At 65.3% G+C, this 15,220-nt stretch carries 10 protein-coding genes and 1 pseudogene; 2 read left to right on the top strand and 9 right to left on the bottom strand.

Annotated elements, in window-relative coordinates; all coding sequences use genetic code 11:
* Nucleotides 1–345 precede the first annotated feature (345 nt).
* On the bottom strand, nucleotides 346–1,878 hold the full coding sequence (locus tag ABQU90_RS19960; protein ID WP_323521126.1) for a DNA recombination protein RmuC: 1,533 nt from the start codon (nucleotides 1,876–1,878) through the stop codon (nucleotides 346–348).
* A 277-nt stretch (nucleotides 1,879–2,155) separates the two neighbouring features.
* On the opposite strand from ABQU90_RS19960, the gene ABQU90_RS19955 reads away from it, so the two are divergent.
* The gene (locus tag ABQU90_RS19955; RefSeq protein WP_115526521.1) at nucleotides 2,156–2,779 is read left to right on the top strand and encodes a glutathione S-transferase family protein; all 624 of its coding nucleotides are present in this window, start codon (nucleotides 2,156–2,158) and stop codon (nucleotides 2,777–2,779) included.
* A 152-nt stretch (nucleotides 2,780–2,931) separates the two neighbouring features.
* Complete coding sequence (locus ABQU90_RS19950; RefSeq protein WP_323520799.1) at nucleotides 2,932–4,347, top strand: amino acid permease; 1,416 nt, start codon at nucleotides 2,932–2,934, stop codon at nucleotides 4,345–4,347.
* A gap of 477 nt (nucleotides 4,348–4,824) precedes the next feature.
* Here ABQU90_RS19950 and ABQU90_RS19945 read toward each other — a convergent pair whose 3' ends face one another.
* From ABQU90_RS19945 to ABQU90_RS19905, 8 genes and pseudogenes are all read right to left on the bottom strand, one after another.
* Entirely contained in the window at nucleotides 4,825–7,299 is a 2,475-nt protein-coding gene (locus tag ABQU90_RS19945) for a GH92 family glycosyl hydrolase (RefSeq protein WP_323520800.1), read from the bottom strand.
* A 474-nt stretch (nucleotides 7,300–7,773) separates the two neighbouring features.
* Nucleotides 7,774–8,187 (bottom strand): annotated as a pseudogene (locus ABQU90_RS22845) (XVIPCD domain-containing protein); the annotation flags it as partial.
* Nucleotides 8,188–8,543: 356 nt separating this feature from the next.
* Nucleotides 8,544–9,194: a hypothetical protein gene (locus ABQU90_RS19930; protein WP_323520802.1), complete on the bottom strand. Its 651-nt coding sequence runs from the start codon at nucleotides 9,192–9,194 to the stop codon at nucleotides 8,544–8,546.
* Nucleotides 9,187–9,879, bottom strand: a complete 693-nt coding sequence (locus ABQU90_RS19925; RefSeq protein ID WP_323520803.1) for a hypothetical protein — start codon at nucleotides 9,877–9,879, stop codon at nucleotides 9,187–9,189. The genes ABQU90_RS19930 and ABQU90_RS19925 overlap by 8 nt, the downstream gene beginning before the upstream one ends.
* Nucleotides 9,880–10,287: 408 nt before the next feature.
* Nucleotides 10,288–10,680, bottom strand: a complete 393-nt coding sequence (locus tag ABQU90_RS19920) for a DUF2628 domain-containing protein (RefSeq protein ID WP_115514765.1) — start codon at nucleotides 10,678–10,680, stop codon at nucleotides 10,288–10,290.
* A 148-nt stretch (nucleotides 10,681–10,828) separates the two neighbouring features.
* Entirely contained in the window at nucleotides 10,829–12,577 is a 1,749-nt protein-coding gene (locus ABQU90_RS19915) for a sensor domain-containing diguanylate cyclase (RefSeq protein WP_323521127.1), read from the bottom strand.
* Nucleotides 12,578–12,725: 148 nt separating this feature from the next.
* Nucleotides 12,726–13,895 (bottom strand): glycerate kinase, encoded by a 1,170-nt coding sequence (locus ABQU90_RS19910; protein ID WP_323520804.1) that lies wholly within the window; start codon nucleotides 13,893–13,895, stop codon nucleotides 12,726–12,728.
* A gap of 84 nt (nucleotides 13,896–13,979) precedes the next feature.
* Nucleotides 13,980–15,218, bottom strand: a complete 1,239-nt coding sequence (locus ABQU90_RS19905) for a dipeptidase (RefSeq protein ID WP_323520805.1) — start codon at nucleotides 15,216–15,218, stop codon at nucleotides 13,980–13,982.
* Between the last annotated feature and the right edge of the window lie 2 nt (nucleotides 15,219–15,220).

Raw genomic sequence — 15,220 nt, 5'->3', positions numbered from 1 at the left:
CATCGCCGTTTGCGGTCGAACTACTTCTGCGCTGCGTAGGCGTGCGCGTCTTGCGGCTGGCGGTGTAGGAGCGGACCTGGCCGCGATGGGGCGTTACCGGTAATGCCTTGTCGCGCCCGGGTGCGCTCCTACCTACGGTGTGCTGTCTCTTGGGTAGGGGCGCTGCTGCATCGCCGTTTGCGGTCGAACTACTTCTGCGCTGTGCAGGCCGCACTCGATCGTGCGCGTCTTGCGGCTGGCAGTGTAGGAGCGGACCTGGCCGCGATGAGGCGTTACCGGTAATGCCTTGTCGCGCCCGGGTGCGCTCCTACGTTTGCTGTCTGTTGGCTGGCGTCTGCGGGTGGATCACTCTTGCTCGTCGCCGATTTCGTCGTCGTTGCCGTTGTCGTTGCCGTTGTCGGCAGCGTCCAGCAGCGCTTGGGATTGGTCGCCGGACAAGGTTTCCACACCGCGCAGGCGACGTTCGATGGTGCGGGTCTTGCGGCTGGCTTCGCCGAGGCTCTTGCCGACGGTGCTGATCTGCCGCTCGGCCTTCTCCAGAATGCCGGCGAACTTGCCGAACTCGCTCTTCACTGCGCCAAGCACCTGCCAGACCTCGCTGGAGCGTTTCTCGATGGCCAGCGTGCGGAAGCCCATTTGCAGGCTGTTGAGCAGGGCGGTGAACGTGGTCGGGCCGGCCAGTACCACGCGATGTTCGCGCTGCAGCAGATCGACCAGGCCGGCGCGGCGGATGACTTCGGCGTACAGGCCCTCGGTGGGCAGAAACATCACCGCAAAATCCGTCGTATGCGGCGGGCTGACGTACTTGTCGCTGATGGATTTGGCCTGCACGCGGATGGCGCGCTCCAGCTGCGCGGTCGACTGCTTGATCGCGTCCAGGTCGCCCTTCTCCTGCGCGTCGATCAGGCGTTCGTAGTCCTCGCGCGGGAACTTGGCGTCGACCGGCAGCCACACCACCGTGTCGTCGCCGCGCCCGGGCAGGCGGATCGCAAAATCCACCGCTTCGGCGCTCTCGGGTTTGACCCGCACGCCGCGCGCGTACTGCTCCATCGTCAGCGTCTGCTCGAGGATGTTCTCCAGCTGCACTTCGCCCCAACCACCACGGTCCTTGACGTTGCTGAGCACGCGCTTGAGATCGCCCACGCCGGTGGCCAGTTGCTGCATTTCGCCCAGGCCGCGCTGCACCTGTTCCAGGCGCTCGGAGACGAGCTTGAAGGACGCATCCAGGCGTGTGTTGAGCGTGGTCTGCAGTTTTTCGTCGACGGTGGCGCGCATCAGTTCCAGCTTGCTGGCGTTGTCACTTTGCAGGCTGGCCAGTTGCTGTTCCAGCGTGGCGCGCATCTCGCCGATGCGTAGTTCGTTGCGCTGGGTGAGTTCGCTCAGGCGCTGGCTCAGCGCTTCGGTGAAGCGTTGCTGCGACTCGCCGGCTTCGGCGCGGCCCTTGCGCGCATCCTCGGCCAGCGCTTCGCGCAACGCGGCCATGTGCGTGTCGGTGCGTGCGATCAGGTCGGTCAGTTGCTGGCCGAACACGTGGATGCGGGTTTCCTGCTGCTGGCCGAAGCCTTCGAGCTGGGTGCGTAGTTCGGTGAGCCGCAGGGTCAGCAATTCGCCGGTGCGTTGCTGGGCCAGGCCGCTTTCTTCGCGCGCCTTGCGGGCATCTTCGCCAAGGGCATCGCGCAGCAGGTCCAGACGTTGATCGGTGCGGGTGGACAACTCGGTGAGATTGCGCGCGAAGGTTTCCAGACGCGCATCCTGCTGCCGCGCCAGGCCTTCGAGTTGCTCGCGCAGTTCGCCGCGGCCGTCGCGTTGTTCGGCGCGCAGCGCCAGCTCCAGACCGGTGGTGGAAGGACGCCGCAGCAGGGCGAGCAACTGCAGCACGAGGACTACGACGAGCAGTCCGAGAAGGATCAGGGATTCGGATGACATGCGCGCAGTGTAACGGGGCCGGTCGCAACAGCTGCGCCAGTGGCTTGGCGACTGGATGCATCGGTGCGGGGGCATGGCGCGGTGCCCGGTGGGTTGGCGCAGGTTCGCACTCGGCGCGCGGCGGTAGCTGCGACGCGGGCGTCGAGCTCGTGCAGGGGTTTGCCTGGGTCACTGCGCGAAAAAGTGATGACACGCTAAGGTGAGCAGCCTGCCAAATCTGCGACAGACCATGCTCGAACTCTACGGAAAGCCGACCTCCATCAATGTGCGCAAGGTGCTGTGGCTGTGCGAGGAGTTGGCGCTGGACTACACGCTGCATGCGTATGGCAGCGGATTTGCCTCGGTGGACACGTCGGCGTTTCGCGCGCTCAATCCCAATGGGTTGGTGCCGGTGATGCGCGATGGCACGGTGGTGCTGTGGGAATCGAACACCATCTGCCGGTATCTGGCCGCGCGCAGCCACCGCGACGATCTGCTGCCGAGTGCGCCCGCTGCACGTGCACTGGTCGAGCAATGGATGGATTGGCAGGCCACCGAGCTCAACAACGCCTGGCGTTACGCGTTCATGGCGACGGTGCGTGGCAGTGCGGCGCATACCGATGTGCAGGCGATTGCAGCCAGCGTGCGCGAGTGGAATCGGCATATGACCATGCTCGACGCACAGCTGCAGCGCGGCGGTCCGTTCGTACTCGGGGCAAACTTCACCCTGGCCGATATCGTGCTGGGCTTATCGACGCAGCGCTGGTTTGCCAGCCCGATCGATCGGCCGGAGTTGCCTGCGGTGGAGGCGTATTACGCGCAGCTCGGACTGCGCGCCGGGTTTCAGCGGCATGGGTGTAATGGGGTGGCTTAGCGGTGCCGTTGTGGCGGCCTATGGGTCATCTGTCTGCGTAGCTTCCGGACACGCAGCCGCATCGCCTCAACCCGAATCGCATCACCACCGATAGCTTTGCTGCAGCGCGTTGGGCGACACTCGGCGATTCTTTTGGTTCCTTCGAGGTCCGCATGTCGTCTTGGCTCCGGCGCAAATCCATCGATCAGGTCACCGTGCACGAGGCCGGCCGGCAACTGGTGCGCAGCCTGAGTTGGCCGCATCTGATTGCGCTGGGGATCGGGGCGATCGTCGGCACCGGCATCTACACGCTGATCGGCGTGGGCGCGGACAAGGCCGGCCCGGCCGTGCTGCTGTCCTTCGTTGCCGCCGGCATCGTGTGCGCCTGCGCGGCGCTGGCGTATGCGGAAATGGCCACGATGATGCCGGCCGCCGGCAGCGCCTACACCTACAGCTACACCGCCTTGGGCGAGAGCATCGCCTGGGTGGTGGGCTGGAGCCTGGTGCTGGAATATTCGCTGGTGGTCAGCACCGTGGCGGTGGGCTGGTCGGGCTATTTCGTCGGGTTTCTGCAGTGGGTGGGAGTCGAGCTGCCACATGCATTGATTGCCGGGCCGCACGCCGGCGGCATCGTGAACCTGCCGGCGGTGGTGATCACCTTTTTGGTGGCCGGCATGTTGATGGCCGGCACCAAGGAGAGCGCCACGCTCAATGCGGTGCTGGTGGTGCTGAAGATCATTGCGCTGGCTGTGTTCGTGGCGATCGCCTTGCCGGCCTTCAACAGCGCCAACCTGCAGCCGTTCATGCCGTATGGCTTCTCCAAGGCGATGGGGCCGGACGGTGTGGAGCGCGGGGTGATGGCGGCAGCGGCGATCATCTTCTTTGCGTTCTATGGGTTCGATGCGATTTCCACTGCCGCCGAAGAGACCAAGAACCCGGGGCGCGATCTGTCGATCGGTATCGTCGGTTCGATGATCGGCTGCACGCTGATCTACGTGCTGGTGGCGCTGTCGGCAGTGGGCGCGTTGAGCTTCACCGTGTTTAGTAAGAGCCCGGAGCCGTTGGCGTTGATCATGCGCGAGCTGGGCCACGGCAAGGCGGCGTTGGTGATCGGTGCGGTGGCGATCATTGCGCTGCCGACGGTGCTGCTGGCGTTCCTGTACGGGCAGAGCCGGATTTTCTTTGTGATGTCGCGCGACGGGCTGTTGCCGCGCGGCTTGTCCAAGGTCAACGCCCGCACCGGCACGCCGGTGGCGATCACCTTGTTCACCGCGGTGCTGGTGGCGGCGTTGGCGGGTGTGGCGCGGCTGGACGAAATCGCCGCGTTGGCCAATGCCGGCACGTTGGCTGCGTTTACTGCCGTGGCGGCGTGTTTGCTGGTGTTGCGCGTGCGCGAACCCACCCGTGCGCGGGCGTTCCGCACGCCGCTGGCCTGGGTGGTGGGACCGGTAGCGATCCTGGGCTGCCTGTATCTGTTCTGGAGCCTGCCGAGCAAGACGCAGCTGTGGTTCTTGCTGTGGAATGTGTTGGGCGTGGTGGTCTATCTGGCGTATGGGCGGCGGAATAGCCGCTTGGCGAAGGTTGGGTAGTTCCATCTCCCATCGGGAGAAGGTGGCCCGAAGGGCCGGATGAGGGGCGCCCCAGATATCTTTCAGTGCCATGCATGACGAACGCGTCGCCACGCGCCTTCAAGGTTGAATCGTCGATGGGAAAGTCTTGGCGGTAGCAGTCCTGTGCTGCACGACTGCTTGCGGATGCGCGCTGACCTCTCCCTTCTCCCATCGGGAGAAGGTGGCCCGAAGGGCCTGATGAGGGGACGGGCGAAGCCTGGTGTTATCCAACTTGGTCAGGGGCTTCGCTCCTTACCCTCACCCCCGCTCCGTACCCTCACCCCAACCCCCGCTCCGCGCCCCAGCCCGCGCTAGCAGCGCGGGCGCTCCCAGGCACGCGCGCCAGTGGCGCGCAAGCTGTGCCTTATCGCCCCGCAGGAGAGGGGCTTTAGCACATGCTCCGACAACGTCAGGGCTTTCCCTCGCACTCCCCGCAACCAGGGGAGACGCTTTGGCTCAAGGCGCGGCTGCAGGCGTGGCGCAGAACGAGGTTGGGAGTGCATCCGCTTGCGTGCCCCAGCCTTGCGTGGGCGCCTGCTTGGTGAGCGCAAACGACAACGTGCCGCCTTGCTGCAATTGCGCCCAATCCAGGAAGACCTTGGTCTGCGGCGTGCCGTTCAAGCGCACGCCCTGCACGTACTGCAGCGCGCGGCCATCGGCGCCGGGGGCGTCTATGCGCAGGCGTTTGCCGTTACCCAGATCCAGCGTGGCGCGCTTGAAACGCGGCGCATGCAACAGGAACTCGCCGCTGCCCGGCACCGCCGGATACAGCCCCAAGGCGCTGAACAAATACCAGGCCGACATCGTGCCGAGGTCGTCGTTGCCGGTGACGCCGTTGGGCGCGTTGGTGAACAACTGCTGCGCGGCGCGCACCACGGTGGCGGTCTTCCACGGCTGGCCGATCAGCGTGTACATCCACGGCGCGTGCAGGTCGGGCTCGTTGTTGGGGTTGTAGCGGTACTGGTTGTAATAGCTGTACGGGCCGACCACCCAATGCGTGCGTGCACCGTTGAGCGGGTCCTTGAGCAGGTCGTCGTAGGCGAAGAAGGTGTCCAGGCGTTTGCCTGCCTGGTCGCTGCCATGCATGGCCTGCAGCATGCCAGGGATGTCCTGCTGCACCAGCCATTGGTATTGCCAGGCAGTGCCTTCGTGGAAGCCATGTTGCGAGCGTGGGCTGTACTGGTCGTTGGACGGCGCGTACCAGCTGCCATCTTCCAGGCGTGGACGCGGGAAGCCGGCAAAGCTGGTGTCCGCATCGCGCACCGTGGCGTCCCAGACGTGATGCCAGTTGCCGCCGCGCGCGCGCAGTTGCGTGCTGTCGTCGGCATGGCCCAGGGCTTGGGCCATCTGTGCGAGCGCGCAATCGGCCAGGGCGTATTCCAGCGTGGCCGAGCCGCCGTGGTGCGGGTCCACGTCCATGCCCTTGGACGGAAACGCGCGGTCGTATTGCACGAAGCCATTGGCGAGATAACTCGCGTTGCCCGAACGCCCGGAATGCCGCGAGTTGATCGGCGGTTGGCCGAAGGCGTTCTGCCGTAGCGCGGCGTAGGCCTCGGCCTCGTTGCCCTGTAGCGCGCCGAAGCGCCACAGGTCAACCAGGAACGGCGTCACCGGGTCGCCGGTCATGATGTTGGTGTCGTAGTTGGCGTAGCCCCAGCGCGGCAGCCAGCCGCCTTGCTGATGGATCGCCAGCAACGAGCGGCCGATGTCGCGCGCGCGCTGCGGGCGCAGCAAGGCGAGCAACTGGTTCTGCGAGCGATAGGTGTCCCACAGCGAAAAGTACTCGTAGTAGGTCCAGCCCTCGGCACGATGGATCGCATCGTCATAGCCGCGGTAGCGGCCATCGGCATCGCTGCCGGTGAGCGGCTGCAACAAAGCGTGGTAGAGCGCGGTGTAGGCCACGCTGCGGTCGTCCTTGCTGGCGCCGTCCAGCTGCAGGCTGGCCAGTTCGGTGCGCCAGACCTGCTGCGCGCGCTGGCGCATCCGCTCCAGGCTCAGCAGCATGCCGCCCTGCATGCCATCGGCGCGCAGGTTGCTGCGTGCGCCGTCGGCATCGACATGCGAGATGGCGCTGACCACGGTCACCGCGCGCGCGTCCTTGCCCTTGCCCAGCGGAAAGCTGAGCCAGGCGCCATTGGGTTTGAGTTCGCCGCCCATGCCGTGACGCGCGCCGGGCACGCCGCCGTCTTCGCCCCACACCCCGTGCGCGGTGAACGGGCGATCGAATTCCAGCCGGAACCAGGTGGTGTATTCGTGGCCGCCACAGAAACTCTGCGTGACCAGTTTGCCTTCCACCACACGGTCGCCGACCAGCTGCACCTGGCTGCCGATCACCACGTGGCGGTCGTTGGCCTGGGCCACGTTGATCAGCAGGTGGCCGGTGTCGGCGCCAGGCGCGAAGGTGTAGCGCTCGGCCGCGGCGCGGGTGAGCGCAGTGGCTTCGGCGTCGATGCCGCCGTAATCGGTGAGCCGCACCTTGTAATAACCGGCCTGGCCCACTTCGCCGGCATGCGTGTAGCGCGCTGCATAGCGTTTCTGGTCGAAGGTCTTGGCGTCGGCGGTGTCGAAATCGCCACCCGGGCCGATGCTGCCGGTCACCGGCAGGATCGACACCTGCCCGCCCTGCTCCCAACAACCGGCGCCGGACAAAAACGAATGCCCAAAGCCGCGGATGCTGGGGTCGTCGTAGCGCCAGCCGGCGTAGTGCGCGCCGATCGGGCTGACCTGGATCAGGCCGAACGGGGCGGACGCGCCGGGATAGGTATTGCCGTCGTCCTTGCTGCCGATGAAGGTGTTGACCTGCGCCGGGTCCTGCGCGGCCAGCGGCGGCGCAACCGCCATGCCGAGCAGGCAAAGGGCAGCGGCGCGGCGCCACAGCGAGGTTGATGGAATAGGCAACGAAGAGCGATCGGATGCAACGGCAGAGAGCATGCAAGACACCTCGGGGGAGAGCGGCCGAGGCCGCAGGTGGAATGACGCGCACCGACCGCTGCAAGACGCGGCGATCAGCATGACGACGGTGCTCGAACGACGACTAGGAACAGCCGGTAGAACTAAGGTGAATCCTCGCCAGTTGCGTGCTGACGGCGTACCGGAGTCCGAGTCTACAAGTGGTGCATGCCGATTCCGAACACCGCGATTCCGAAAAGCGGCTGTGCCCGTCTGGCGATGCAACGGGAGTGATCCAGGGTGCGCACCTGCGCCGAGCTGGGTTGGCCGAGCCGGGAATGCATGTGGGGGGCACGGAAACTGATGGCGTAACTGCCGCGCAGTAACAGGTTGTCGACCAGCAGCCATTGCAGGCCAACGCTCGGGCAGATCAGGCGCTTGGCGCGTTAAGCGATTGCAGGTGGGCGTGGCTGGCGGTGATCTCTCAGTTAGAGGCGGCCACGTCGGTGAGCACTTTCAAGGACCGCCCATGGTGATCCTTGGCCCCTGCTCCTGCTGCTGATTTTGCTGCTGCGTCTGTTCCAACGCCTGCTGGCGGACCTGATCCTGCCTGATGGTTTCGGCCTGCTGAAGGTTCTGTTGTGCCGGTTCTTGCGCGGCTTGGCGGCCATCGACATGTGTGTGGAACATTGGCGCGACCCCCATTCCATGTGGGGTGTAGACCGCAAAGACGTTGTGGGCCCCATCCCGGCCTAGGCCCCCGGTGACCTGGTCTACTTGCTTCAGCAACGGGTCTTCGGTCTGCTGCTTGTAAAGTGCAGCCGAAACATTTTTGCTTTCCTCGTCGCTCCAGTTCCCCGTGCCTTTGACCCAGTCGTGAATGCGGGCATAGGTCTGATGGTCGGCATGAGCGGGGCTGTCGGCCAGCACGGCCTGGTCGCGGGAGACGGACTGGGGCACCGTGTCCGGCTGACCGACGCCGCCTTTTCCGATCTGCCGCACCTCGGTGGCACGTAGCTGCCCGTCGGAAGTGTCGGTGAATCCAAAAGCTTTCCCCTGTCCACCCAAGGAAGTCCCCGCCGCCTGGACTTCTTCCACCGAACTGCCAAGCTCTTTCAGGTTGAGGCCAAGGCTCGGAATCGACTGGCTGGAAGCCCTGTCCAAGTCACGGGATACGGCAGCCCCGGCGGACACGACGTAAGACAAGTAAAGGGCGTTGTAGTCAGACTGCCCTAACGCGCCCAGCCCTTTACCGGACTGATCGAACTGACAACTCGCCACGGCTTTTACCGCAAGGCTGTCGATGCGGTTGTCGGTGTGCTGGATGCCTGGGCATCCATCTGAATGCCTGGAGCCAACCGCCCGTTCGTGACGCAGGGCGTAGTCGGGTCGAGGCGCTGAAGCAGTTCGGCTTGGCTGACGTCTGGGTCTTGGTGCTTGACCCGACTGGCCACCGAATTCATCGATACCAGTTCGGCGAGCGCTTCATTTTCCCGGGAAGCGTTGATGTATTCCTTTGCCAAAGGAGTGATTTCCACCGTTGCCTCGCCGTAGCGCGCACCCTCTTTGAGCGCCTCATCGATTCGATAGGACAGCTTGTAGGTGCTGATCTCATTGGAACGGGCCATCAAAGCGTGCCCCGTTTCGTGCCCTAGGACTCCGGTGAGCTGGTCTATCCGCTCTGACCGGGTCGGTCGCTGCAATACATCGGCGTTGACGCTGATCGTCTTTTCGCCGTGGTTGTAGTGCCCACCTTCGTTGGGCGTGCGAGCGAACTTGATGTGCTCAAGGTCGCCGTTGTCGATGGCTTTGGTCATCACCTCAACCAGATAAGGCGATGACTCCACCGCCTCGCGGAGGTCCTTGGCTGCACTTGGGGACAGAGACGATTGCTGTTCGGTCTCTTGGAGCATGCGCTCGATGCGGGTATCAGGCATCGCTGCGCTCCATCTCGAAGCGGACGATCGTCACGCAGGTCGGTGCGTCCCGTCGGTCAGGAGTCGCGGCAATGTAGAGCCCAAGCGACGGGCCGACGACCTTGTGGAACGTGATTCGCTGATCATCGCCAAACGTGGGCACATACACCTGGAACCGATCAGCCTCCATCTGCTTCTTCAGCGCCTCGTAGGCAAGGCAGGCGGTCGGGGTGAGTGTCAGTTGCACCCGGTGCCCGGGGTGCTTGGGCGACGGCTTCCACACCGCCCACTCGTAAGTGCCTTCTCCCACCTTGCCACTCACCCCTCTGCGCTCATGTTTGGCGTCGGGAGGAAGCGCAATACCCAACACGCGCTCCACATTGGCCGGGTCGGAGTCTGCTTGGACATGGAGAGCCTTGGCGAGTGCCTCGATCTGCTGCAGAAGCTGCTCTGGGGTGTGCTCAGCCCCTGGTTGCAATGCGGGATAGCCGTCCCAGGTCATCATTGGCGCCGAACGCTCAGGAGCGGCGGCATCGACAAGTGCGGCGATGCGGTCCTGCTCGCGCTTAAGGTCGGCGGAGGTGACATCCTGCATGGCTTTCTCCTGATGGGCATTCGACGGCTCCGCGCATGCGGCCAATACCAGCAGCAAAGCGCTGGTCGAAACAACTTTGGCAATGCGGTGCCCTTGGCGAAGAGAATCCATGGCCAACACTCCGGTGCTTGAAGTCTGGATAGCTTACTGCCAAGCCATAGATTTGCCTGATTAGCCCTGACCCTCAGCAGGATGTTTGTTGCAGTCCTGCAAATAGCTTCGTTTTCCTGGTGTTTTCCTTGATGTGCGCTCTCGGCGTCGCTGACGCGAGGAGCCGGTCCGAAGTTGTTTCAGCCAGGACCTCATCGCGGCCTTGCATTGGGCGGATTTAGCGATAAGCGCGGAGGTGCCACAACTGAAGGTCAGGGCTAATCGGTAGATTTGAATCAGTGCGGGGCGCGCAGACAAGCGACGCCTCGCCTGCTTTTTCGTCGCCACAAAAAAGCCCGGTCATCAGACCGGGCTTGGCCACACGTTGGCGACGGCGGGAGGGGCCGGCGCTGCGGTGTTGCGGTGACGTCAGATCCAGCGCATGCCTTCGAACGGGTTCCAGCTGGTGCTGCCTTTGGCCTTGTCCAGGTAATAGGCGTAGTTGGCGATCATGCCGGTCAATAACGACATCGGCAGCCACAGCACATTCTGAAACGCGGCCGGCAGGAACGAGGCCACGATGCCCAGCACGAGGCTGATGCCAATCAGGCTCAACGCCTTGCGCCACAGGCCGATGATGAAGAAATAGATGCAGCCGAAGAAGAAGGCATAGAAATTCATGCCGATCTTGACCTTGTCACCGAAGCTCAGCGTCTTCAGCGCCTCCTTGTAGGACGGCTCCTTGGGGCTGCCGTGACGGTCGAAGAAGTCGAAGCGAAATTGCCACTTGGGGCTGAGTTGGGTGCGATCGAAGGTATCCATTCCAATCCATGTAGTTGAAAACGGTTACATGATAGGCGATCGCGTATTCAGGAGCACGTGTTTCGGGGCAGATTCTGCAGCGTTGCAGGGCGCCAGCCACGCGCAACCGGCCTTGCCTGGCCACCCGAACGTCCAACGCGGCCAGCCGCTAACGCTGCTGGCCGATCCCGGACCCGCGCCGCGCGCGCCGGATGGCGTAAAGCGAATGGTCGGCCCGGTCGACCACCGCGGTCAGCGCTTCGCCTTCCTGGCGCAAGGCCGTGCCCAGCGTGAACAGGATCGGCGCATCGTCGCTGGCCGCCGTGTAGGTGCGCACCAGCTCTTGCAGCTGCTGCTCGCTGGCCTGGTGCAGCAGCACCAGAAATTCATCGCCGCCCAGCCGGACCAGGTGGTCCTGCCGGCGCAACGGGGCATTGAGAAACCAGGCCATCTGCACCAGCACTTCATCGCCGCGCTGGTGGCCGTAGGTGTCGTTGACCAGTTTGAACTTGTCCAGGTCCACCACCACGCAGCCCCAGCGCACGCTGGCATCGCGCCTGTCCAGGTCGTCCAGGAAGCGGCGATTGAAGCAGTTGGTCAGCGGGTCGGTGAACGACCATTCCAGCAGCTGTTTTTCCTGCTGATGCTGGTTGGTGACGTCCTGGGCGTGGGCCAGGACGATGGTGGCGTCAGACTCAACGTCGAGCACGTTGTGGTATTTCCAGTGGCGCAGGCTGCCATCGCCGGCTACCAGCTCGATCACGCCGGAATCCTGGCCGTCGAGCACCATGCGCGACAGGTAGCCGCGCACGCCGTCATGCCGCTCCGGGCGGATCAGCTCGAACAGCGAGCGGCCCTCCATCTCTCCCACGCTGCGGCCCAGCGAGCGCGCTGCCGCCGGGTTCACGCTGACCAGGTGGCCATCCATGTCGTGGGTGCAGATCAGCCCCAGGCTGTACTGGAACATCTTGCGGAACTTGCGCTCGCTGGCGGCCAGCGCATCCACCGCGCGATGGCGGTCGGTGACGTCCTGGATTGCACCGATCAGGCGCATGCGGCCGTCGACATGTTCCACCGCGCCGGTGCTGTGCACCCACAGGCGGCGGCCGGTGCTGCTGATCAATGGCAGCTCCAGATCCCAGGGCGTGCCGTCGCGCACGCACAGTTCCACCGCCTCGGTGATCACCGCGCGCGCCTCCAGCGGATAGAACGTGATGGCTTCGCCCAGCGTGGGCTGGTAGCCCGGCGGCAAGTCGTGCAGCCGGCAGGTTTCGTCGGACCAGGTCAGCGTATTGGTGCCGACATCCACTTCCCAGCCGCCGACGCCGGCCACCCGCCCGGTACGCTCCAGAAACGCTTCGCTCTCGCGCAGACGCTGCTGCAGTTGGGCGTTGATGTCGGCGCGTTCGAGCATCACCCGGCGCTGCTCCAGGCCTTCGGCGGCCACTTTGGCCAGCTGTTGCAGAGCTGCCAGCTGGGCCGGCTGCAGCTGACGCGGGCGCTGGTCGATCACGCACACCGTGCCCATGCGCAGGCCATCGGGCAGCACGATGGGGGCGCCGGCGTAATAGCGGATGCCGGGTGTATCGGTGACCAGGGCGTTGCTGGAGAAGCGCGGGTCGGCCGGGGCGTTGGGCACCTCCATCACCGCATCGCCCTGGATGGCGTGGGCGCAGAACGCCAGCTCGCGCGGGGTCTCGGACACGCCCGGCAAGCCGATGTTGGCCTTCCACCATTGCCGATGCTCGTCCACCAGCGACACCAGCGCGATGGGCGTGCCGGCGATAGCCTGTGCGGCGGCTGCCAGGGCATCGAAGAACGGTTCGGATTCGGTATCGATCACCTGCAACAACGCCAGCCGCGCCAGACGCTGCGCTTCGCTGGTGGTGGATGACACAACGGTATCGCGCTGATTCAACGGCAAGCTCGCTCGTGCCCGTGCAATCCGCCCAGTCTAGCGGACTGGGCATGAGTGCCAATCAGCGCTTTCGTGCACCGGAACACGGGATGCGCTGCGGCCGCTGTGCAGGGGGTGGGCGCCCGCTTGGCCTGGTCCACGTGTTTCCTCATTCGCGGTCATCGGCGGCAGACCGCTGCATCAGCGCGCCGCCCACCTGCAGCGCTGCCGCCAGGTTGCGTGCGGTGACGCGGACATTGCGGGCAGCGTCGGCCAATGCCTGCTCCATCGTGCAGGCGCCAGGCACCACCGAAAACATCGCAGCGATGCCCTCCGCGTGCAGCTGTTCAGCGCCGTTGCCCAGCGATCCGGCAATGGCGATGACCGGGATACCGTGCCGCTGCGCCAGGCGTGCCACGCCCACAGGAGTCTTGCCGCGCAGGCTCTGGCTGTCGACACGGCCTTCGCCGGTGATCACCAGATCGGCCTGTGCGATCAGCGCTTCCAGCCTCAGCGCCTGGGCGACAACCTCCACGCCTGGACGCAACTGCGCGCCCAGGAATGCCACCAACCCGGCGCCCAGCCCGCCGGCCGCGCCGCCGCCAGGCAGCGCGTGCAGGCGCACGCCCAGCTCGCGCTGCACCACATCGGCGTAGTGCCGCAGGTTGGCGTCGAGTTGGCGCACCATCGCCGGGGTGGCGCCCTTTTGCGGGCCGAACACTGCCGAGGCACCGGTCGGCCCGATCAGCGGGTTGTCGACATCGCAGGCCACCTCGACGTGGCACTGCTGCAGCCGCACGTCCAGGCCAGCGGTGTCGATGCGCGCCAACGCCGCCAGTGCCCCACCGCCGGGGCCGATCGGCGCACCGTGCGCGTCCAGCAGCCGCGCGCCCAGCGCCTGTGCCATGCCGGCGCCGCCATCGGTGCTGGCGCTGCCGCCGATGCCGATGATGAAACGCCGCGCGCCGGCATCCAGCGCGGCCAGGATCAACGCACCCACTCCGGCGGTGCTGGCATGCAACGGCGCGCGCTGTGCTGGCGGTATCAGGGCCAGCCCGCTGGCGGCGGCCATTTCGATCACCGCGGTGGCGCCGTCGCCGGTCAGACCGAAGAAGGCCTGTACCGGCGTGCCGAGCGGGCCGCTGACCGTGCATGCGATCACCCGCCCGCCGGTGGCAGCGACCAACGCATCCACGGTGCCTTCGCCACCATCGGCCATGGGCACGGTGGTGTAGTGCCACTGCGGGAACACCTCGGCAAACCCGGCTTCGATCTGCGTGGCCACCGCGCGCGCGGACAGGCTCTCCTTGTACGCATCCGGGGCGATGACGACTCTCACCAGCGACGCGCCTGCGATAAAAGACAAGGCGCGGCCGCGGCGATGCGCTGCGGCAATGCCACCTGCAAGGTGCGGTACATCACCCTACGTCGCCTTGGCCTGCCTGGCCGCGTAGTCCTGCGCCTGTTGCATCACCCGCAGCAGGTTGCCGCCCCAGATGCCGGCGATCTGCGCTTCGGTATAGCCCTTGCGCTGCAGCCAGGCGGTGATGCGCGGGAGCTTGGAAACATCTTCCAGCCCGACCACACCACCGCCGCCATCCCAATCCATGCCGATACCCACGTGGTCGGGCCCGATCACGGCCAGCACGTGTTCCAGATGGGCGAAGAAATCCTCTTCGGTGGCACGCTTGATCGGGTAGCGCGCATCCAGCGCCTTGAGTGCGGCGCTCAGGGCGGTGCCGTCGGCGATCTTGACGTGTTCCCAGCCGCCGTACTGATCGGTCAGCGCCTTTTCGGCGGCCTTGCGCTCGGGGCTGGCACCGCTGTCGACCAGATAGCCACCGTAGGAATTCACCTGGATCACCCCGCCGTGCTCGGCCAGCACCTTCAAGCGTGCATCGTCGATGTTGCGCGGATGGTCGTACACCGCACGCGCGCCGCTGTGCGAGAGCACGATCGGCACCGGCGATAGCGCAATCAACTGATCGAACACCGCATCGGAGGCGTGCGATTGATCGATCACGATGCCCAGCGCTTGCGCCTGTTGCACCAGTTGCTTGCCGGCCGGACTCAAGCCCTTCCACTCCGGACCCTTGGGGTCGGTAGCCGAGTCGGCGAACTCGTTGTTGAGAAAGTGCACTGTGCTCATCAGGCGCAGCCCCTGCGCGTAATAGAAGCGCAGCAGCGTGGGGTCGGCGACCAGCGGGCTGGCGTTTTCCATGCTGATGTACACCACGCGCTTGCCGTCGGCCTTGATGCGCGCTGCATCGGCGGGCGTGCTCGCAAACGCAAACCGCTGCGGCTGTGCGGCCAGCAGTTGATGGATCTTCATCAGCCGCTGCAGCCCGGCATCGCGGTCATCGAGATGGGCGGCGGCGCTGCGATTGCCCTGGCCGGTGTAGACCGCCCAAAACCCGCCATCGAGCGCGCCATCGACCATGCGCGGGTAATCCACTTGCGACAGGCGATTGCCGGCATGCGCCTGCAACATATCGAAGTCGGGCCGCTCCAGATTGGCCGGCGTATCCAGATGCGAATCCAGGGTGACCAGGCGCTTTTGCAGCGCAGTGGCGCGCGCCAGCTCGGCCTTGGAAAACTCCAGCGCATGCGCCGAGCCAGCCAGGCTCAGCAACACGGCCACACATCGCAGTTGCAGATTCATGC

Source organism: Xanthomonas sp. WHRI 10207 (assembly GCF_040202975.1).
GTDB lineage: Bacteria > Pseudomonadota > Gammaproteobacteria > Xanthomonadales > Xanthomonadaceae > Xanthomonas.
This window is presented reverse-complemented; position numbering and strand designations above follow the sequence as displayed.